Below are 21,226 nucleotides of genomic sequence, written 5' to 3'. Positions count from 1 at the left end.
GGCAAACGAGACTTGGACCGGATCTGAATGACGATCGAGATGATGACCGAAACGGCCGGGAAAGATGTAACCAACATGTTGCGGGACGCCGGTTTGCGGCCAACGCGCCAACGGGTCTCGCTGGCTGAGTTATTGTATTCAAAAGGCGACCGGCACCTGTCTGCCGAACTTCTGCATGAAGAAGCCGTTGCGGCCGATGTTCCGGTGTCTTTGGCAACGGTCTACAACACGCTGCACCAGTTCACGGAAGCTGGCCTTTTGCGCGAAGTTGCCATTGAAGGCACCAAAACCTATTTCGACACCAAAGTGTCTGATCACCACCACTTCTTCATCGAAGGTGAAAATGAGGTGATCGATATTCCAAGCGACGAAGTGAGCATTGGCCAGCTGCCAGAGATTCCGGAAGGCATGGAAGTTGTTCACGTGGATGTCGTCGTCCGGCTGCGCAAGAAGCGCTAAGCTCCCAGATCAGCCACAAAATAATCTGCGATCCCCTCAATCTTGGGCAAGCTGCGTTGCCCATCCTGCCGGAACCCGATTTTTTTCAAGAGAGCCGCGGAGCGGCCGTTTTCCGGACTTGTAATTGCGCAGAGTTCGCGAAAGCCCAGCTCGAAGTGGGCAAAATCAAGGACTGACAGCGCTGCTTCTCGGGCATATCCGTTGCCCCGGTGTTCTTTTAGAAACGCATATCCCAAGTCAGGCATGTTCAGCCCTTCGCGCACTACCAGTCCGCATAGGCCGACTGGATTACCACTGTCTTTTTGCTCAACAACCCAAAGACCAAATCCGCCGTTTCTTTCAAAGGCCGGCAGAGTGTTTTCCTCAATAAACCCGCGCGCTGCTTCGAGCGAGGTGATGCCGCGGTCAGAAATGAAACGGATGTAATCCGGGTCAGTCAGCAGTGCGAGATAAAAACCGGCATCCTCAAGTACCGGTTTGCGAAAACTGAGGCGGGGGCTTTCCGGTAGACAGTTTGGTGCTAACACGAGCCTGCAGCCTCCTTTTCGATGATGGCTTTTGCCCGAAGCGCAATATCCGGCACGGCATCGAATTTTTCTTTCTCCGGGCTGCGGCACAGGTCATAGATCACACAGCGTTTGCATTCCGGCTTACGCGCTTTGCAGATGTAGCGGCCATGCAGGATCAGCCAGTGGTGGGCATGCAGGGAAAACTCTTTCGGTACCGCCTTTTCCATCGACTTTTCGACATCCAGTGGCGTTTTGCCAGGCGCAATGCCGATCCGGTTGCCGAGGCGGAAGAGATGAGTATCGACCGCAATCGTCGGATGGCCGAAGAAAATGTTCAAGACCACGTTGGCTGTTTTGCGGCCAACGCCAGGCAGGGCTTCCAGCGCTTCGCGGTCCTCCGGCACCTTACCGCCATGGTCGCGGATCAGCTGCTGCGACATCAAAATGACGTTCTTGGCTTTGGTTTTGAAAAGGCCAATGGTGCGGACTTCCTCGCGCACCTTGTCTTCGCCAAGCGCGACCATTTTTTCTGGCGTATCGGCAATCTGGAAAAGATGTTTGGTCGCCCGGTTGACGCCGACATCGGTTGCCTGGGCCGACAAAAGAACCGCGACCAGCAGCGTGAAGGCGTTGGTGTAATCCAGTTCCCCTTCCGGTTCAGGGTTGTCCGCGTGAAACCTTTGGAAGATTTCGTAGGTCTCCGCCTTGGAATAGCGAGAGCGTTTCAAAACCTTACCGGGGTTGTCGACGGATGGCGCTTTCTTGCGGGGTTTTGCGGTTTGACCGGTACGTTTGCCTGTTTTGCCGGAAACCGGGCTCTTTGCTTGCGTCATCTTCTCTCTATAATTCCTCTCCATGACCCCGAACAATCCAGATCAGAGCAGTTTTGACAATACAGAAAGCGACGACCGGCCGTTTTTTACCGCTGTCTTGACGCCATACCGTTCGCTTGGGCCAAACGGGTTTTTAACCCTCATGCTGTGTCTGGGGCTGGTCAGTTTTGTTGCCGGCATCTTGTTCTGGAGCATAGGAGCCTGGCCGGTCTTTGGTTTTTTCGGTCTCGACATGGCACTGGTTTGGCTGGCGTTCCGCCTAAACTATGCGGCCGCCCGTCAGTTTGAAGAAATCCGCCTCTCGCGGCATGAAATTCTCATCCGCAAAGTTGGTCCTGGCAAACGGCAGCTGGAATACCGGTTCAATCCTTTGTGGGTGCGCATGTCTGTCGACAAGATCGAAGACGAAGGCGTAACGAAGATCTCACTCACCAGCCGCGGTGAAACAGTGGATTTGGGCAACTTCCTCAATCCGGAAGACCGCACCAGTTTTGCTGGCGCGATGGCGAATGCGTTGGCGACGGCGAAGTCCTTCGGTGTCTGAGTACCCGGCACCTGTTTGACTATGAGCCGAGCTATCCTGTGTTGTGCACAGAACACACATTGTGAGATTTCTGGTGTTTGCCATCTCAAGCCATTGTTTTTCCGGGCAAGGATACCCTAGAGCTCGGCAGTCTTGAAAATCTACGACTTACGGTTTCTTCCTGGGATTGGCTCATGAAAAAATGCTTCTGGATACTTGGCGCTCTCGGCGCATTGTTGCTGCTGGCCGGATGTGAAACCGTTTCTCAAGAACAGTGTGTGGCTGGAGACTGGGAAGCCCTTGGACAAGCTGATGCTGCCAACGGTCATGACTTGTCGCGGTTTGAAAAAATCGTCAAGGATTGCGGCCGCCACGGAGTAACGCCGGATGCAGCTTTGTATCGAAACGGGTGGAATCAGGGCGTCCTCGTTTATTGCACGCCGCAAAACGGATTTTCGCTTGGCCGCCAGGGCAAGCGGTTGAACAATATTTGTCCTGTTCAACTGGCAGCCGCCTTTGAAAGCAGTCACGCACTCGGTCGCCGGATCTGGACCGCAGAAGACAGGGTGCGCGATCTTGAAACACTGTTGTCCTCCAAAGAACGGCAGATCACGCGCCTGAGGTCTGAACTGGATGATTTCAGTTGTGGCGGCAAATCTGGCGAGGATTTGCAGAACTGCCGCAATGACCGGAACGACAAACGCCAAGATCTTCAGAACGCCCGTTTCGAGGAGCAGGATCTAAAATGGCGGTTGCGGGACCGGCAGCGCGAATATGAAGAGACGCTTGCAACGGTAAACGCGCAAGCGGCAGCGGTCATACCGGGTTACGGCGGATAGTTCTTAACGGAACTCCGCCCGCCTCAGGCCCGCTCTTAGATAGTTTTCGGCTGAACCCGCGCTGTTGCCAGAAGAACGATCATGGAAACAAGCGATGCGGCAGCGGCAACATATAAGACCACTTTGAAATTGGTGGCGCTTGCGATGAAACCCATCGAAACGCTGCCGATAAACCCACCAAAAAACAAGCTGTTCATGTAGACGGCCGTTGCCCGGCCAGGCCGGTCCGGCGCAAAGCTCTGCACAAAGGTGATCGAAAGTCCCGCGAACAGGCCATAATAGGTTCCTTCCAAAACGGCGATTGAGAGCACCTGCCACAAGGTGGTGGCATGGGAGAATAAGATCATGCTGATGACGGCCAGACCTGCGGCGAGAAACAACACCGGACGAACCCCAACTCGTTCTGCCAATCGAACGGAGCCGAAAATTACGAACACTTCAACCAGGCACTTGACCGACAAGGCGAAACCCGGTGTTGAACCCGGCAGTCCGGTTTCCTGAACGAAATACAGCGGCATCGCCGATACGAACAGGGAATTGGTGATCACAAAACCAAGGCAGATAGTGGCGGCGATCAACAGACCCCAATTCATCGGGTCAGTCTGGGTGTCTTTTTTCGGCCGCGGTGGTGCCCGGAATTCTTTGGGAACAACAACATGCCAGAGAATGAGGTAACAGACACCAAGAACAAATGAGACTGCGAAGGCGGTAGAAAACCCGAAAGTGGCAGACAGGCTGAAGGCGGCGGCTGGGCCGATCATCCAAGCGAGCGAAACCGCCATACGCAGCCACGAATTAAGTTTGCCAATATCCAGACCGTGCTTTTCAGCATAAAGCCGGCCGAATGTGAAAATGGTTCCAGAGCCCATGTTGGCAAGGCTCATCAAAGGGGCGATGGCGAGTAGAACGTAAAAGCTGGCCGTCTGTATCAGGACCGCAGTCAGGGCCAAAAAAGCGCAGACAGAGATCGAAAGCAGTTTTCTGATCGCAACGCCGTGATCAAGGCGCTCACCGCACCAGCGATTGGCGAGCAGAGTTAAGGGCAGTACCAACCCAGTATAAAGCCCGATTTGCCACGGCGCCTGCCCAAGCCCTTCAACAATGAAAAACCCCATCATTGGAATGAGCGAAGAGACGCAAATGCTGTTTGTCAAAAGCAGCGCAAAGATCAGCGCGGCCTGACGCGGTAAAGGTTTGAATTTGAACACGAAACGCCTTCTAAAGATGGTCAGGCAATCCAAGATGAGCTCCGAAGCCTAGCGCAATCCAAATGACCTGTCATCACCGCGAATTGCATTTCTCCCAGAGGCAACCTTCCCATATAGCTGCACCCGGCAATTTTTGCCGACCGCCGGGGTGCCTTGTGCATATCGGGAAACGAATCCGTCCGCAGCGTTGCCGTAGGAGCTCAGCTTGATCAGGGTTTACCTGATCGAATAAGCGCTGAAGAGAGCGACATGGCACTAAAGGAGAGCTTGGCGGATCAGCACCAGCTTGCGCTGGACGAAAAACCGGAACGGGCTTTACCGCCGACCTATGCAAGTTATGACTGGACCAACGAAGGCCTGGCTGAGCGGTCGGGTGAGAATGCGGTCGTCTATTGCTATTGGGATCAGCCCTTTGGCTGCAAGATCCAGCGCCAGCATCGGGATCCAGAGGATTTCCTGCCGGATTGGCCGGTGTTTGATGCGCCAGATTATGGCCGCACGGCCGGGCTGAGAAGTGTTCTTGCCCATCACCCAAAAACACTGGGCACCGGTATAGCCGCAGGACCGGGCGCAGATACGGCGCTTCAAGAATTCATCGCGACCTTGCCACGGATCCTGGTCCGGCTGGCGGCCCCATTTGGCAACCAGCAATGGCTGCTGATGGACCTTTTCCGCCGCGCACCGGGACTATGGCGCAAGGTGCATCAGCAAACGGCACTTGGCCGCCTCGGCACACTTTCCTTGATGCTGGAATTGTTTTGTGCTGCTGGCCGGATCCGTCATCAGCAACGTCAGCAATTTGCGAATTTTCTGGATGAGACAACCCGGGAAACCGTTCTGCGCCGGTATCTCGGCCGGTGTCCCGAAGCACCCGTACTGGCCCTCCTGGAGCAGATACCGCCTGGATCCGGTGTTTTGGAACGGCGGGCCATCAAATCCGCGCTCAACAGCAAAAACGGATCTTTGGAGCTTAAAGACCTTGTTCGGTTAAAGGAGGAGGTCACCGAGGCGATACTTAGTGAGACAGATTGGCCGGAAAAGGTCGAAATGCGTGCGCTTTTGGGTAAGGGTCTTTCCTTCGCCCGCATCCTGCACACGGTACACTCTGGCCTCAGAAACCTGACCTCATCTGAACGTCCGGCAGCTTTGAAAGCACTAAGGGACGCGAAAGTTCCGCAAAGCTTGAATTGGTGGTCGACACATTGGACGACCATCGCGACACGCAGCCGGGAGTTTCCACCGCCGCCTATTCCGGCAGCTTCCCAACTGTCCCCGCTACTGACAGGTACTGCGCTGGAAGACGAAAACCGGCGGATGCGCAACAACATTGCCCGCTTTCTGCCGGATATTCTGGCTGGAGATCTTTATTTTTATCATTGGGACGGTCTGCCTGCCGCAACCCTGTGCCTGGCAGTCTCCGGCAACGGCGACTGGACCCTGCTCGACGCGCTGGGCGAAGATGGCACCCCGATCCACGACGAGGCTTTGGCGGAGATTATTCAAGCGGTACAGGCGGGATAGGGGACGGTAAAGTCATTCGTAGGTTGGGGTCGTGTCACGATTGTCTTCCCGGACGACTGAAAGGAGATCCGGGATCCACGCGTTTGCAGAGTCTCAACGCGGGAATTTCCAACATTGCAGCAGGCGGAAAAGCGAGTAGATCCCGGCTCAATGGCCGGGATGACATCGGAGAAAAGATCAGCCAACCGAACACCGGGTGAGCATCCAGTCTTTGGATAGCTTGCGGGCATCCAGCGCCTGTTTGAGCCGATTGCTGATGAAGAAGTTTGTCATCAACATTGGCTGAAACCAAAGATCAGGGCCCACAAGTGCTTCTTTTGAAAAAAGCAAATTGAGGTTCTTAGCTAATCGCGGAACTTGCAATTTCCCAGAAGCCAGTTTTTTTATGCCGCGCGATTGCTCAGGTAAGAACGTATCCTTCTTGCTCGCAACATTCAGGTAGAAAAATTTCCCAGGCATAGGCGTGACCCGGTCGGAGCGCCAAAGACGTGTGGGATAGAGCGCGCCCTCTCCGAGGTCGAACTGGCTCACGGCTTCTGCGCTTTCTTCTGAAAGGAAGGTGAAATCATTGGAGAAGATCTGTGGGACCGGTTGTTCATCTGCTGCCGGATAATTTCCCGGACGGGGATAATTGTCCGTAGGAAAACGATCTTGAGGCAGAGGCCATCCGACAGAACTCTGGCCCATTGATTTCAGGATGTCTTCCGGCATCTTATCGTTGTTCTCGAAGAACTCTGCAGGCCGCCAGCCGCGTGAGTTTTCACTGCACGCATGCCCCTCTACCATCCAGATGCAGTCGTCAGCTTCGCTGTATTTCGTCATGGTCCTGTCCGGTGCTTGTCTTGAAAACACATCGCAATCGCTTTGGTTGATTTCTCTTTCTAAAATCTACCGGAGACGTAAATGTAAAGGGTAGGCTCTGCCACCCCTTCTACCGTCATGTCCGGACTTTAAAGTACTATCCCACCGCATCATCCCGCACTTGAGGAACCTGTGCCCGGCTCGAACGGGTAGGATCCATACTGAGACTGTGCCACAAGCACGGCTGATCGCATGTTAACGGAACGGCGTGGATCCCATGGTCAAGCCATGGGATGACGACGGAGGATGAATTGAATCCGATTGGCACCTGAGACTGGCCTAGATTGTCGAGCCCCATCAGCGCGGATTGTTCTTCACATTTGTCGTCCCAGCGCAGGCTGGGACCCAGTACTCCGTGTCGTAAGCCGTTGGAATAACATCTTCAAGAAATTACTGGGTTCCTGCCTTCGCAGGAATGACAAGATGAGAGACCGGTGTTTGGCAACGTCGATATTGCTTAGTTCAAGTCCGGCAATGACATCGGAAGACCTTTTGGCTATTGGAGCCCTGAAATATCCGATGAATGGCTTAGTCCGTTTGTTCCTGGCTGCGTTGATTGGTTACGACCCTACCCCTCGCTGACCTGCAAACCCTTCAGCTTGTAAAGCGCTTCCAGAGCCTCGCGCGGCGTCATGTCGTCAGGGTCGAAGCCGCCGAGGGCTTCGTGGACTGGGTCGGTCTCTTGGCCGGCTGCTGCCGCGCTGGGCGGAGGGGCAAGGGTTGCAAAGAGTGGCAGTTCGTCGATCAGATTTTGCGACGGCGCATTGCGGTCCTGTTCTTCCAACTGGGAGAGCACCTGCTTGGAGCGTTCAACCACTGTTGCGGGAAGACCGGCCAGCTTGGCGACCTGAATACCGTAGGACCGGTCGGCGGCTCCAGGCACGATTTCGTGCAGGAAGATCACCTCGCCGTTCCACTCTTTCACAGACACCGTGGCGTTCGACAGCCGTTCCAGTTTGCCGGAAAGCGCGGTCAATTCGTGATAGTGCGTGGCAAAGAGAGCACGGGACTTGTTGACCTCATGCAGATGCTCGATGGTCGCCCAGGCAATGGAGAGCCCGTCAAAGGTCGCCGTGCCGCGGCCAATTTCATCGAGGATCACCAGTGAGCGGTCACCGGCCTGATTGAGGATCGCCGCAGTTTCGACCATCTCGACCATGAAGGTCGAGCGCCCGCGTGCCAGATCGTCCGCCGCCCCGACCCGAGAGAAGAGCCGGTCAACAACACCAATCTGCGCCGAGACCGCCGGAACAAACGACCCCATCTGAGCGAGAACAGCAATCAGAGCGTTCTGGCGCAGAAAGGTCGATTTACCAGCCATGTTCGGACCGGTGATTAGCCAGATGTGGCCGATGTCTTCATCTGCCTCGGGCCCGAGATTGGCGTCATTGGCGACAAAACTCTCCCCGCCCGCTTTTTTGAGCGCCAGTTCAACGACGGGATGCCGGGCGCCCTTGATGTCAAAGGCGCGGCTGTCATCGACCTGTGGCCGGGAATAATTTTCGTCCTGTGCCAATTTGGCCAAGGCGCCAGAAACATCCAGAATGCTCAGGCCCTGGGCCGCGGACTTGATGGCATCGCCGGCATCGATGATCGCCTGTGACAGGCGGTCGAAGATCTCCAGTTCGATGGCAAGCGACCGTTCGCCGGCGCTGGCGATCTTCGATTCCAGATCCGCCAGTTCCGTCGTGGTAAAGCGCATGGCGCCTGCCATGGTCTGCCGATGGATAAAGCGGGAGGGATCTGCTGTCAGCTTTTCGGTTTGTGCGGTCGGGGCTTCGATGAACCAGCCGAGCACATTGTTGTGCTTGATCTTCAGCGACCGGAGACCGAGTTCTTCGGAGTAATCAGCCTGCAGTTTGGCAATGACCTTGCGGCTTTCATCGCGCAGCGCGCGTAATTCATCGAGATCCGCGTTGTAGCCGGTGGCGATAAAATTGCCGTCACGTTTTAAAAGCGGTGGTTCTTCCTTGATCGCGGCCACAAGTTCCGCGCCGAGATCGTGCGGGGCCTGATCCAGGCTCGCCCGGGCAGCAGCTATTTCCGCAGGGATTTCGGAGGGCGTTGCGCCGGTTTGGTCGAGAACCGCCCGCGCGGCCGCCAATCCTTGTGCAATCGACAGTATGTCGCGCGGCCCACCCCGGTTCAAAGCAATACGGGACAGCGCGCGGGCCATATCCGGCGCGCCTTTTAGGGTCTGGCGCAGGCCCTCGCGCATGATTTCGTTTTCAAGGAAAAACGCCACTGCGTCGTGCCGTCGCTGAATGGCGTCTACATTAACAAGCGGTCCGGCGAGCCGGCTGGCAAGCAGCCGCGAGCCGCCACCGGTCACGGTCCGGTCGATGGTGGATAGCAGCGAGCCCTGTTTTTCGCCGGACAGCGTGCGCGCAAGTTCCAGATTGGCGCGGGTGGCCGGATCGATCAGCATGCGTCCGGCGCCCGCCTCTCGCACTGGCGGGTCCAGCGGCGGGCGTTCGCCCAGCTGGGTTTTTTCGATGTAGGACAAGATCCCGGCCGCGGCAGAGAGCTCTGCGCGGCTGAACGTGCCAAACCCGTCGAGGGTTTTGACGCCGAAATAATGCGCCAGCCGGTCGGCCGCCGTCGAACTGTCAAAAAAAGCACGCGGCACCGGTGAGAGTGCTCCGCCGGAAAGTTCGGCTTGCTGGCGCAGCTCTTGTTCCTGCAAGAGATTGTCGGCCAGGATCAGTTCTTTGGGGCTGACCTGGGCGAGATCGGCTGCAAGACGCTGGTGGTCTGTCTCAGACACTTGAAACGAGCCAGTCGACATGTCGATCCAAGCCAATCCATAGACCGCATCGCCCGCCAGAGATCCGCCTTTCAGCCGGGTGAGCGCCATCAGATAGTTGTTGGTGCCCGCATCCAAAAGCCGCTCTTCGGTGAGCGTACCGGGTGTGACCAGCCTGACTACATCACGGCGGACGACCGACTTTGAGCCGCGCTTTTTCGCTTCCGCCGGATCTTCAGTCTGTTCGCAAACGGAAACACGGTGGCCCAGCGCGATAAGCTTTTGCAGATAGTCGTCAGCGGCATGGACGGGAACGCCGCACATGGGAATGTCTTCGCCCTTGTGCTTGCCGCGTTTGGTCAGTGTGATGCCCAATGCCCGGCTTGCGACTTCAGCATCTTCAAAAAAAAGCTCATAAAAATCACCCATCCGATAGAATAAAAGACTATCCGGGTTGGCGGTTTTGATTTCGATGAATTGAGCCATCATCGGCGTGACTTTGGTGTCTGCCGGAGCCGGTTTTTGCGCATTCGTCTGGGTCATTCCCGATACCTAGAACAAGCCGCACCCAAGTGAAAGCGCCAGATCGGTCTTACTGGCTCAATGCCGCGCCGGAGGAAGAGTTTGTTGTGAATAGAGACCGATGGGATCCGCTCACCCGTCTGCCGGCCTTGATCCGCATAAGGGATTAGATCCCCTGGGTTGAGGCTTCAATTTTCCGGAGATAAGGTCATACCCCGCCGTCAGACGCGCCAAAAAATAAGGAAACGCCCGCAACATGTCCGCCGATAAACCGTCATCAAAGACAAACGTCAGTTTTACCGATCAGGAAGCCTTGCAATTTCACCAGCAAGGACGGCCCGGAAAGCTGGAAATCACTCCGACCAAACCAATGGCGACCCAGCGCGATTTGTCGCTGGCCTATTCACCTGGCGTGGCGGTGCCGGTGCTGGCAATCGCGGACGACCCAAGCCGGGCCTACGACTACACCACCAAGGGCAACCTGGTCGCGGTGATTTCCAACGGGTCAGCCATTCTGGGCCTCGGAAACCTTGGTGCGCTCGCCTCCAAACCTGTGATGGAAGGCAAGTCAGTTCTGTTCAAGCGGTTCGCAGACGTGGATTCCATCGACCTGGAACTGGATACCCAGGACGTTGATGAATTCATCAATTCGGTTCGCTACATGGGCCCGTCCTTCGGTGGCATCAATCTGGAAGATATCAAGGCGCCGGATTGTTTCATCATTGAGCAGCGTCTGCGCGAGTTGATGGACATCCCAGTGTTCCATGATGATCAGCATGGCACGGCCATCATCGCGGCGGCAGGTCTTATCAACGCCCTGCATCTGACTGGCCGGGACATGAAAGATACCAAGGTTGTCTGTAATGGCGCTGGCGCGGCCGGGATTGCCTGTATCGAACTTATCAAGGCAATGGGTGTTCCGAATGAGAATGTCACGCTGTGCGACACCAAAGGCGTGATTTACAAAGGCCGTGAAGAGGGCATGAACCAATGGAAGTCGGCGCATGCCGTCGAAACCAAGGCGCGCTCGCTTTATGACGCCATGAAGGGGGCAGATGTTTTCTTCGGCGTGTCCGTCAAAGGAGCGCTGACGCCGGATATGCTGCGGGTGATGGCACCGAATCCCATCATTTTTGCCATGGCAAATCCGGATCCGGAAATAACACCGGAAGAAGCTGCAGAAGTGCGGGACGATGCCATTGTTGCCACTGGACGATCGGACTATCCGAACCAGGTCAACAACGTCCTTGGATTTCCGTACATCTTCCGCGGTGCGCTGGATGTTCAGGCAACAACCATCAACGATGATATGAAAGTCGCTTGTGCGACAGCTTTGGCCGAGCTTGCCCGCGAAGAAGTGCCCGATGAAGTCGCGGCGGCTTACCGCGGCAACCGGCCGAAATTCGGCCCGCAATACATTATCCCGGTCCCGTTCGATCCGCGCCTCATTCACGCGATCCCACCTGCGGTTGCTCAGGCAGCAATGGATTCTGGTGTTGCCCAGCGTCCAATCGTCGACATGGAAGCTTACAAACACCAGCTTTCAGCGCGCCGGGATCCGGTTGCAGGCACCCTGCAGCGGATCTTTACCAAAGTCCGTCAACAGCCGAAGCGTGTTGTGTTTGCAGAAGGTGAAGAAGAGCCGACCATCCGGGCTGCAGCAAGTTTCGTCAGTCAGGGGCTGGGCGAAGCCATTCTCATTGGCCGCGAAGACGAAATCCAATCCATGGCCGATCAGGCAGGTGTTGATATCAACCGGCCGGGAATAACCATCCAGAATGCCCGGATCTCGGACCGAAACTCCGATTATGCCCAGTATCTCTATGGCCGCCTGCAGCGGCGCGGTTACTTGCTGCGAGACTGTCAGCGCATGGTCAACAACGACCGGAATTTCTGGGGTGCGATCATGGTGGCGCGTGGCGATGCCGACGCCATGGTGACTGGCCTCACCCGGAATTATTCGGTGGCGCTTGATACGGTCCGGGCGACCATCGATCCGAAACCGGGCCACCGTGTGATTGGCGTCTCTCTGGCGTTGGCTCGTGGGCGCACCGTTCTGGTTGCCGATACGGCGGTGATCGATATGCCGAATTCGGAAGAGCTGGCGGATATCGCTGAAGAAGCAGCCCATGTTGCCCGCAAGCTCGGTTATGAGCCGCGCGTCGCCATGCTTGCCTATTCCACCTTTGGCCACCCGAGGGGCGAGCGCTCGGAAAAGGTGATTGAGGCAGTGAAAATCCTCGACCGGCGCCGGGTTGATTTCGAATATGACGGTGAAATGGCTGCCGATGTGGCTCTCGACACAGACCGTATGGCGGCTTACCCATTCTGCCGGCTGACCGGACCGGCCAACGTCCTGGTGATGCCAGCGTTCCACTCTGCGTCGATTTCAACGAAGATGTTGCAGGAGTTGGGCGGTGCCACAGTCATTGGGCCACTTCTGGTCGGCTTCGACAAATCCATTCAGATCGTGCCGCTTGGCGCCAAGGACAGCGACATCGTCAACATGGCCGCAATTGCGGCGTTCAATGTGACGTGAAGAAATAGCCGCCGAAGGTTCTCAGCTTTCCCGGCCTCTTGCCGGGATTTGCGGGTGTTGCTTTTTAATCCCGGATCAGGTTCGGGACTGCGCCAGCCAAATGAACATAAAAAACCCGCACTGGCTAAGCCGGTGCGGGTTCTTTGTTTTTGCTATCGCAAAAAATTTAGTTCGGCTTCTGCTCGCCAGCGCCTTGCGCCGCTGCTTGCTGTTCCATGTTCTGGCGGTACAGCTGGGCGAAGTCGATCGGGTCGAGCATCAGCGGCGGGAAACCACCATTGCGCGTTGCTTCCGACATGATGTTGCGTGCAAACGGGAAGATCATGCGCGGGCATTCGATCATAACGAACGGATGCATATGGTCTTCTGGAACGCCGGTGATCTTGAAGAGGCCTGCATAGACCAGTTCGACGTTGAACAATACCATATCCGGGCGTTCAGCTTTGGCTGACAATGTCAGCGAAACTTCGAATTGATCGTCGCCGACCTGCTGAGCGCCGACATTCACGTTAATGTCGAGTTTCGGCTGGTCGCCCTGGATCAGGGAGCGCGGTGCATTCGGGTTTTCAAACGAAAGATCCTTGATGTACTGGCCAAGGATGTTCATGCCCGGTGCAGCATCGGCGCCTTCCGCCTGCGGGGCTGCGCCGCCGTCATTGGTGTCGGTCATCGTGTCTTAATTCCGTTGCGCGGTGCTGTTCAAAGGTGAGGGCCTTGAGGCCCGCTAGGCTGCAGGTCCGCGTCTGCCCACAACCGCTGTTGACGGCTGGCTACCATTTCGTAGGGCCGGATACAAGGGCTGCTCGGTTTCCTGCGGCTTGCAAGCCCTGAAAAACCGTATCAAAAGGGACATATGGCTGACGATCCCGCTTCTACTATCATTTTGCCGCACCGGCGCTTGAAACTCGATACCCTGGTCCGTCTTCGCTGGCTTGCCATCGGCGGACAGAGCATCGCCTTGCTGGTGGTGCACGTTGGGCTTGGTTATCCGTTGCCTGCCGGTCCTGCCTTTGCACTGGTCGCGTTGTCTGCCTGGCTTAATATTTTCTTGAAGATTCGGGCTCCGGCAGTCACCAGACTATCGGAACGCGGGGCGCTCTTTCAGCTGGGCTACGATATTCTGCAAATGAGTGGCCTCTTGTATCTGACCGGCGGTCTGGGCAATCCGTTTGCGTTTTTGTTGATGGCTCCGGTGATGGTATCTGCCGCCGGTCTTTCAGCCCGCCACACCATACTGCTTGGCGCGCTGGCGACAATTTGCGCAAGCATTTTGGCGGTCTATCATTTACCCCTTCCCTGGCTTGTTGGTGAAGACTTCCGATTGCCGGTGGTCTACTCGGTTGGCATCTGGGTGGCCTTGGTTCTGACCCTTGGTTTTATGGCGATTTATGCCTTCCGGGTTGCAAATGAAGCCCGGCAGATGGCCGATGCGCTGGCCGCAACGGAGTTGGTTCTGGCACGCGAACAGCATCTCAATGCGCTGGATGGATTGGCGACAGCCGCAGCTCATGAACTTGGAACACCGCTTGCAACGATCTATTTGGTCGCCAAGGAACTCTCCGATGAATTTGAGGACAAGGACCCGCGCGGCGAGGACGTTGAACTGATCCGCTCGCAGGCCGAACGGTGCCGCACAATCCTGAAAAGGCTCACGAGTCTGTCGAGTGATGAGGATAAAACTTATCAAAGCATGCCTGTGTCCCAACTTCTGGAAGAAGTGATCGACCCTCACCGCGGAACAGGCCTGCTTATTCATACGGTTCTGGACGGCAAGGGCCAAGAGCCGATCGGAACCCGGAATGCCGCCATCCGCTATGGTCTTGGCAACTTGCTTGAAAATGCTATCGATTTCGCTAGATCCAGTGTTACGGTATCGGCTGATTGGGATGATAAGATGCTCAACATCACGATCGAGGATGATGGTCCTGGATTCGCTCAGGAAGTTCTGGGAAAAATCGGCGACCCTTATGTCTCAGTCCGGAGCGGAAAATCGGGCAGTGGCAGTACCGGTGGAGGCCTTGGGCTCGGCATTTTCATTGCCAAAACACTTCTGGAACGCACCGGCGCGCGGGTGCAGTTGGAAAACCGCACACCGGCCCACAGCGGAGCTCATATTCGCATCAGTTGGCCGCGCGAGACCTATGAAAATCATCCGGCAGTAGACGAAATGGCGATTTCGGACCATAACCACACAAAATAGAGTTCAGCTGTACGTGTTAGGGCATGGAGTCATCCGACCCGGTACAAACTAGCGTAAAAGAAAAAACGGTTGCGCAATATGACAGATCCGACTGCTTCGCTTGATACTATAGAGGACAAGAGTCTCCTTATTGTCGACGATGACAAGCCTTTTCAGCAGCGCCTGGCACGGGCTATGGAAAAACGCGGATTTATTACTGAAACGGCCGACGGCTTGCAGGACGCAGTGGTCAAGATCAGCCAGAAAGTACCGGCGTTTGCGATCGTCGATATGCGGCTGGAAGATGGCAATGGCCTGGATGTAATTCAGCAAATCCGAGCTCGCAGACCGGACTCGCGAGCAATAATCTTGACGGGTTATGGCAACATCGCAACTGCGGTTACAGCGGTTAAAATGGGCGCTATCGACTATTTGGCAAAGCCCGCCGATCCTGATGATATTGTTGCCGCACTCGCCCGCAAGCCGGAGGAAAAAGCCGAACCGCCGGAGAATCCCATGTCGGCCGACCGGGTGCGCTGGGAACATATTCAGCGGGTGTATGAGCTGTGTGACCGCAATGTTTCTGAAACGGCACGCCGCTTAAACATGCATCGGCGGACCTTGCAGCGTATTCTGGCAAAACGTGCGCCCCGCTAAGCAAGACTTCGATCCAAGTTGCCTTGGCAGAAGAACGCAGGCTTGCCCTTTCGGCGCCACTTTGACTAAGTAACGGCACTTGATCATCCATCGCGCTCCAACGGAGATCGCTCATGCGGCGTTTGGCTGTCCGTTTTGATATGTCCTTGTACTTCCGGTCCAGTGTTCTCGCTCTCACCGGGTTAGCGGCAATTGGTGCTGCGACTGCGGCGTTGGCGCAATCGGCGCCTGAAACACTTCGGATCAATGTTGAACCGGCCGAGCCGGGAATCCGGTCCGTGACGCTCAACAAAAAGTACCGGCCGATTATCAATCGGGACGACAAAGGTGTTGTCATCGACACCATGGGAAGCAGTAATTCGCTGCCGCCATGTGAAATCAAGCTTGAAATCACGCTGGAAAACAGCCGTGTCTTGCACCGCGATGCAGATATTTGCAGTGGCAGCACTCTTCTCGTTGATGTCACGAGCAATGAAAAGCCCGGCGCTGTTGCGCGGGTGGTGGGCACAGGGTCCGGTGTTGCTGCTGGGCCGTCGACGAGTGCGCCGGATCAACCGGTCACGTCGACGCCAGCCGCCACTGCGGTTCCGTCTGGGCAGTCTGATAGCCAAGATCAGGGTACCGTCTCTTCTGGTCTCGACCCGGTTGACGCGCAACCTGGTGGATTGGAACCATTAGAACAAGTTGACACACCAATTTCCGTTCCAAGCGGCCAAACCGATACGGCGGCTTTGCCAGGCAGTCTGGAAACGGCTGTCCAGAACCGGCTTGATCAGACTGGATCTCCTGGGCAGGCCAATTCTCAGCCGGTGTTGATTCCGGCATCCGATGCTCGCACTTGGATTGCCGAGCCCGGTAGCCAGCCAGGCGCTCTCTCTTTGTTACAGCACACGGTGCCACAAACGGATGACCGGGACTTCCGGGCGCAATGTGGCACGCAGTCTGGCTATGCGGCGGTGACTTTCCAGCAGGCCCCGGCTGGTCTGACAGAAGGCATGCCACAAACTGTGTTCATCACAGCAGGTGATTTCTCGGCCACATACAATGCATTCGGGTCCTCGAGTAACAACGAGGCGGGTGTTTCCTTGCCGGAAATCACATTGGAGATGACCGATCCGCTTTGGCAGGCATTAATCCAGCAATCGGAATTGTCGATCACTGTCGAGAGTATGCCTGCGTACACTGTTTCGTTGAAAGGCAGTGCAACGCCAGTGCGCCTGTTTGTGGCGACCTGTGCGCTTGCCCAACAGATTGTGTCCGACAATGGACTGCCGCCGGGCCAAGATCCGGGATCGGATCTTGCATGCACAGAGCTTGGGCGGGTCCGCTCAGTCGAGGCAGAACGGCCGGGCGAAATCGTCTTCAGGAATGCAAGTCAGGAAGCAGTCGATATCAATTGGGTGGACTACCGCGGCGGCGAACGGCGTTATGCCCGCCTTGAGCCCGGCCAGATCCTGGAACAGCAAACCTACATGTCCCACGCTTGGACAGTCCGGGGCGCCTCGGGTCAATGCCGGGGGATCTATGTCAGCCGGACACCCTACCGGGAAGTTGTTCTGAAAGGCGCTCCAAGTGGGTTCGCCAACCCCAATGGTCTTTCAGGGCCAGCGGGTGGCCAGTTTCCTTCAGGCCCTGTTCCTCCAGGAAGTATTGGCGGTGCAAACCAGCAAATCTATCCGCAGCAGGCCGGCCGGGCCAATGTTGCTGACTATCTGTGTACCGCCGGTATTGACCTGAATGTCGTGTTTTCACCCGATGGCCGGACGGCCACAGTTGCCGAAATGGGGTATGGCGCCGTTACCCTGCAGCGCCAGGGAAGTGCAAATACATTTTACTTCGAATCGCAAGGACATGTGCTCAAAGGTCAAATCCAGAATGCGACTTGGTCCCGGCCTGGTTTGCGGGATGTATTCTGTGCGCGCCGGTAATATCCAAATCTGCCGTAGAGGCAATTTAATTCTCAGAAAAATGCTGGCATAAATTTTTGATTACATTGGTATTTTTACCATTATCTGGCGGAAAAATTTAAGGGTTTGGTCAGTTGTTCTGAATTAGTGAATATTCAGTTCAACGTAGGGAATCACTTGCCATGTCCTTTGCCCGCTGGCCCATCACATGGAAGATCAGTCTTCCAATTGCCACTATTTTGCTGTTCACGATTGCGATTTGTACGGTTAGCCTCAACAGCCTTTACTCGGCTATGTTCGAAGAGCGCATCAGCAAGATTGAAGACATATCGAATGGTGCAGTTGCGATTGCGGCTTATTATCATCAGCAGGAAAAATCAGGCGCCATGAACCGGGAAGACGCCCAGTCAGCTGCAAAGGCGGCCATCGGGGCGATTCGTTTTGAAGGCGACAATTATGTGTTTGCCTATGACTATGACGGCGTCAACTTGGTTCACCCGAAAGCCTCCCTTGTTGGAAAAAATATGACCGGTGTTAAGGACAAGACCGGTATTCATATTGTCAAAGAGATGATGAAAAAGGCTAAGGCAGGTGGCGGTTCCATCCTGTATTATTGGCCGCGCGCAAACAGCGATATTCCGGTCGCAAAATATGGATGGGGCGCAGATTTCTCTCCTTGGAATTGGTGGGTCGGCACGGGCGTATACATGGACGATCTTGATGCGGCTTATTGGAATGCTGCGACGGTTATCATTGCGCTGGCTGTTTTTGGTGCGTTGATTGCGATCTCCATCGCAGTTTTTGCAGTGCGTGCAACGGTTCGCCCGCTTACCCAGCTGACCGTTAACATGAACCGCCTGGCGGATGGTGAAACTGATATTGAGGTTGAAGGCGCCGGCCGGGGCGATGAAATCGGCCAGATGGCGTCCGCAATGGAGGTTTTCGTTCGGAACGAAGCCGAACGCCGGGACTTGGAAGTTCAGCAGAACGCCAGCCAGGAAGACGCAGCCCGCAAAGGCGCGGAAATCCAGAGCCTGAGCGGAGAGTTCGATCAGCAGATCATGGAGATGATGGGCATCATCGACAGTTCCGTTCAAAATCTGCAGTCTGCGTCTGCCGATATGACCGGAGTTGCCGCCCAGACCACCGAGCAAAGCGGCTTTGTCTCCAACGCTTCTTCCCAGGCAGCTCACAACGTGGAGACAGTGGCGGCTGCAGCAGAAGAACTGTCGGCGTCTGTCAATGAAATCCGCCGCCAAGTGCAGGCCTCCAGTGAGATTGCAGCGAAAGCTGCCAATGAGGCCCAGGCGACCAATCAGCGCATGAATGGCCTGTCTGAAGCTGCGGGCCGGATTGGCGAGGTTGTCACGCTCATTCAAGCCATTGCTGAGCAGACTAACTTGCTGGCTCTGAACGCCACCATTGAGGCGGCGCGTGCGGGTGAAGCGGGCAAGGGCTTTGCGGTTGTTGCGTCGGAAGTGAAGGAACTGGCGACTCAGACCTCCAAGGCAACGGAGGAGATCTCCAGCCAGATCACGGCGATCCAGGACGAGACCGGCCATGCGGCCAGCGCGATTTCCTCGGTGACCGAGATCATCAACAACATGAACGAGATTGCGTCCTCCATTGCCTCGTCTGTTGAAGAGCAGGGTGTTGCGACCCAGGAGATTGCGACGAATGCGACGGAAGCCTCGCGCAGCACGGTTGAAGTGACAACCAGCATTGAATCGGTGGCCTCTGCTGCGGAAAACACCAAGGACACGGCCGGTAACGTGGAAGCGTCAGCCCAGCAGCTGGAGCAGAACGCCGGCATGCTGCGTGATCAAGTGGCAACGTTCTTGAACGAAGTGCGCAAGCGTTCGGCTGCTTAACGCACCTCAGCTTTCGACAAAACCGGCACTGACAAAACCTGCGAAGCATGGCTTCGCGGGTTTTTCCGATTTAAAGGCGGACGATACGCATCAATTCAATAAGAATGATGTCATAGTCGCCTAAATTACAGCAACCATAGATAATTACAAAACATCCTATGATTGTTTTTACATATAAGGCAGGGATAAATGTCAAAACTACATAGGTAATATTACACAAGATAAAGATAATATTGATAATTTGGCGGGCGAATTAATTATTTAGTCAACGATAACGGGTTTCCTTAAGGGAAGATATGATAAATAGGAAACGCTCGTTATGTCTTTTGCGCGCTGGCCAATTAATTGGAAGATAAGTCTTCCAATTGCTACGATTTTGCTCTTCACGTTTGCGATTTGTGCGATCAGCTTGAACAGTCTTTATTCAGCTATGTTTGCAGAGCGCCTGAAGAAGATTGAGGAAATCTCTGATGGGGCTGTTGCGATTGCAAGCCATTTTCATGATTTGGAAACGTCCGGAGACATGACCCGCGAAGAGGCGCAAGCGGCGGCTAAATCGGCAATCGGGGCTATTCGGTTTGAAGGCAATAACTATGTCTTTGTTTATGACTTCGATGGCACGAACCTCGTTCATCCAAAAACCGCTCTGAACGGAACCAACATGATCGGCTTTAAAGACAAGGCGGGTGTCCTTCTTGTTGCAGAGCTTATCAAACGGGCAAAGAGCGGCGGTGGAGTGATGTTGTACTCCTGGCCACGTGCGAATAGCGACGTCGCGATCGACAAATACGGTTGGGCAGCGGGTTTTAAACCTTGGAACTGGATGGTTGGAACGGGTGTTTACGTTGATGACCTGGATGCTGCCTATTGGAGTTCGGCAACTGTCATTATTGCTTTGGCGGCAATTGGTACAATCATTGCGGTTGCCATTGCGCTTATCGTCGTTCGGGCGACCGTCCGCCCACTCACTCAGTTGACTGACAATATGAACCGCCTAGCCGATGGTGAAGTTGATATTGTGATCGAAGGGGCTAATCGGGGTGACGAGATTGGCCAAATGGCCGCGGCGATGGAAATCTTCGTCCAGAACGAGACTGAGCGCCGTAACCTTGAACAACAACAAAATGCCAGCCAGGAAGATGCGGCGCGTAAAGGTGCAGAAATCCAGCAGCTCAGCGGTGAGTTTGATCAGCAAATCATGGAAATGATGAGCACAATCGACAGCTCAGTCCAGAACCTCCAGTCGGCGTCAGCGGACATGACCGGTGTTGCAGCTCAGACAACCGAACAAAGCGGATTTGTTTCCAACGCTTCTTCCCAGGCTTCCCATAATGTAGAGACGGTGGCCGCAGCGGCGGAAGAATTGTCGGCGTCAGTCAGCGAAATCAGCCGTCAGGTGCAGTCATCAAGCCAAATCGCTGCTAAGGCCGCAGATGAAGCGGAAGCGACCAACCAGCGTATGGATGGCCTGTCTGAATCGGCCGGACGGATTGGCGAGGTTGTCACGCTCATTCAAGCCATTGCTGAGCAGACCAACTTGCTGGCCTTGAATGCTACCATTGAGGCCGCCCGTGCCGGCGAGGCCGGCAAAGGGTTTGCGGTTGTTGCGGCCGAAGTGAAGGAATTGGCCAACCAGACCTCCAAGGCAACGGAAGAGATCTCCAGCCAGATCACGGCAATCCAGGACGAGACAAGCCATGCGGCCAGTGCGATTTCGTCTGTCACGGAGATTATCAACAACATGAACGAGATTGCGTCCTCCATTGCATCATCTGTTGAAGAGCAGGGTGTTGCGACCCAGGAGATTGCGACGAATGCGACGGAAGCCTCACGCAGTACCGTTGAAGTGACAACCAGCATTGAATCGGTGGCCTCAGCTGCGGAAAACACCAAAGACACGGCCGGCAATGTTGAAGCGTCGGCCCAACAGCTGGAGCAGAACGCCGGCATGCTGCGCGATCAGGTCGCAACGTTCTTGAGTGAAGTCCGCAAACGCTCAGCGGCATGATCTGAAACACGGACTATCTAACAAGAAGCCCGCGGAGTTTTTTG

The 21,226-nt window shown here is 55.4% G+C and carries 16 protein-coding genes; 10 read left to right on the top strand and 6 right to left on the bottom strand.

Annotated features, from left to right (window positions below; genetic code table 11):
* Nucleotides 1–27: 27 nt before the first annotated feature.
* A complete protein-coding gene (irrA, locus tag ACOOFE_RS26650) occupies nt 28–459 on the top strand; it encodes an iron response transcriptional regulator IrrA (RefSeq protein WP_305778399.1) in 432 nt (143 codons plus the stop codon).
* Here the strand turns inward: irrA and ACOOFE_RS26645 are convergent.
* A complete protein-coding gene (locus tag ACOOFE_RS26645; RefSeq protein WP_420412812.1) occupies nt 456–986 on the bottom strand; it encodes a GNAT family N-acetyltransferase in 531 nt (176 codons plus the stop codon). The two genes, irrA and ACOOFE_RS26645, sit on opposite strands and share 4 nt — an antisense overlap.
* Nucleotides 980–1,801 (bottom strand): endonuclease III, encoded by an 822-nt coding sequence (nth, locus tag ACOOFE_RS26640; RefSeq protein WP_420412811.1) that lies wholly within the window; start codon nt 1,799–1,801, stop codon nt 980–982. Before nth ends, ACOOFE_RS26645 begins: the two co-directional genes overlap by 7 nt.
* A 22-nt stretch (nt 1,802–1,823) precedes the next feature.
* On the opposite strand from nth, the gene ACOOFE_RS26635 reads away from it, so the two are divergent.
* Together ACOOFE_RS26635 and ACOOFE_RS26630 are read left to right on the top strand one after the other, a co-directional pair.
* Nucleotides 1,824–2,345, top strand: coding sequence for a DUF2244 domain-containing protein (locus ACOOFE_RS26635; protein WP_420412810.1), 522 nt, complete (start codon nt 1,824–1,826; stop codon nt 2,343–2,345).
* Between the two features lie 173 nt (nt 2,346–2,518).
* Entirely contained in the window at nt 2,519–3,163 is a 645-nt protein-coding gene (locus ACOOFE_RS26630) for a DUF2799 domain-containing protein (RefSeq protein WP_420412809.1), read from the top strand.
* A 35-nt stretch (nt 3,164–3,198) separates the two neighbouring features.
* Here ACOOFE_RS26630 and ACOOFE_RS26625 read toward each other — a convergent pair whose 3' ends face one another.
* Nucleotides 3,199–4,371: an MFS transporter gene (locus ACOOFE_RS26625; RefSeq protein ID WP_420412808.1), complete on the bottom strand. Its 1,173-nt coding sequence runs from the start codon at nt 4,369–4,371 to the stop codon at nt 3,199–3,201.
* Nucleotides 4,372–4,620: 249 nt separating this feature from the next.
* On the opposite strand from ACOOFE_RS26625, the gene ACOOFE_RS26620 reads away from it, so the two are divergent.
* The gene (locus tag ACOOFE_RS26620) at nt 4,621–5,892 is read left to right on the top strand and encodes a hypothetical protein (protein WP_420412807.1); all 1,272 of its coding nucleotides are present in this window, start codon (nt 4,621–4,623) and stop codon (nt 5,890–5,892) included.
* A 177-nt stretch (nt 5,893–6,069) separates the two neighbouring features.
* On the opposite strand, the gene ACOOFE_RS26615 is transcribed toward ACOOFE_RS26620, so the two are convergent.
* Complete coding sequence (locus ACOOFE_RS26615; RefSeq protein ID WP_420412806.1) at nt 6,070–6,603, bottom strand: hypothetical protein; 534 nt, start codon at nt 6,601–6,603, stop codon at nt 6,070–6,072.
* Between the two features lie 718 nt (nt 6,604–7,321).
* Entirely contained in the window at nt 7,322–10,042 is a 2,721-nt protein-coding gene (mutS, locus tag ACOOFE_RS26610) for a DNA mismatch repair protein MutS (RefSeq protein ID WP_420412805.1), read from the bottom strand.
* 235 nt (nt 10,043–10,277) lie between these two features.
* Between mutS and ACOOFE_RS26605 the strand changes: the two genes are divergently transcribed.
* Nucleotides 10,278–12,560, top strand: coding sequence for an NADP-dependent malic enzyme (locus ACOOFE_RS26605; RefSeq protein ID WP_420412804.1), 2,283 nt, complete (start codon nt 10,278–10,280; stop codon nt 12,558–12,560).
* Between the two features lie 166 nt (nt 12,561–12,726).
* On the opposite strand, the gene secB is transcribed toward ACOOFE_RS26605, so the two are convergent.
* Nucleotides 12,727–13,230 (bottom strand): protein-export chaperone SecB, encoded by a 504-nt coding sequence (gene secB, locus ACOOFE_RS26600; protein WP_141184233.1) that lies wholly within the window; start codon nt 13,228–13,230, stop codon nt 12,727–12,729.
* A gap of 183 nt (nt 13,231–13,413) precedes the next feature.
* Between secB and ACOOFE_RS26595 the strand changes: the two genes are divergently transcribed.
* The 5 genes from ACOOFE_RS26595 to ACOOFE_RS26575 all read left to right on the top strand — a co-directional run bounded on the left by ACOOFE_RS26595 (nt 13,414) and on the right by ACOOFE_RS26575 (nt 21,182).
* The gene (locus ACOOFE_RS26595) at nt 13,414–14,760 is read left to right on the top strand and encodes an ActS/PrrB/RegB family redox-sensitive histidine kinase (protein WP_420412803.1); all 1,347 of its coding nucleotides are present in this window, start codon (nt 13,414–13,416) and stop codon (nt 14,758–14,760) included.
* A 78-nt stretch (nt 14,761–14,838) separates the two neighbouring features.
* Nucleotides 14,839–15,396 (top strand): ActR/PrrA/RegA family redox response regulator transcription factor, encoded by a 558-nt coding sequence (locus ACOOFE_RS26590; RefSeq protein ID WP_141184231.1) that lies wholly within the window; start codon nt 14,839–14,841, stop codon nt 15,394–15,396.
* Between the two features lie 113 nt (nt 15,397–15,509).
* Entirely contained in the window at nt 15,510–17,324 is a 1,815-nt protein-coding gene (locus tag ACOOFE_RS26585; protein ID WP_420412802.1) for a hypothetical protein, read from the top strand.
* Between the two features lie 161 nt (nt 17,325–17,485).
* Nucleotides 17,486–19,174, top strand: coding sequence for a methyl-accepting chemotaxis protein (locus tag ACOOFE_RS26580; protein ID WP_420412801.1), 1,689 nt, complete (start codon nt 17,486–17,488; stop codon nt 19,172–19,174).
* A 409-nt stretch (nt 19,175–19,583) separates the two neighbouring features.
* Nucleotides 19,584–21,182 carry a methyl-accepting chemotaxis protein gene (locus ACOOFE_RS26575; protein WP_420412800.1) on the top strand — a complete coding sequence of 533 codons (1,599 nt, stop codon included), beginning with the start codon at nt 19,584–19,586 and terminating at the stop codon, nt 21,180–21,182.
* Nucleotides 21,183–21,226: the final 44 nt, after the last annotated feature.

Source organism: Roseibium sp. (genome assembly GCF_965216085.1).
GTDB lineage: Bacteria > Pseudomonadota > Alphaproteobacteria > Rhizobiales > Stappiaceae > Roseibium.
This window is presented reverse-complemented; position numbering and strand designations above follow the sequence as displayed.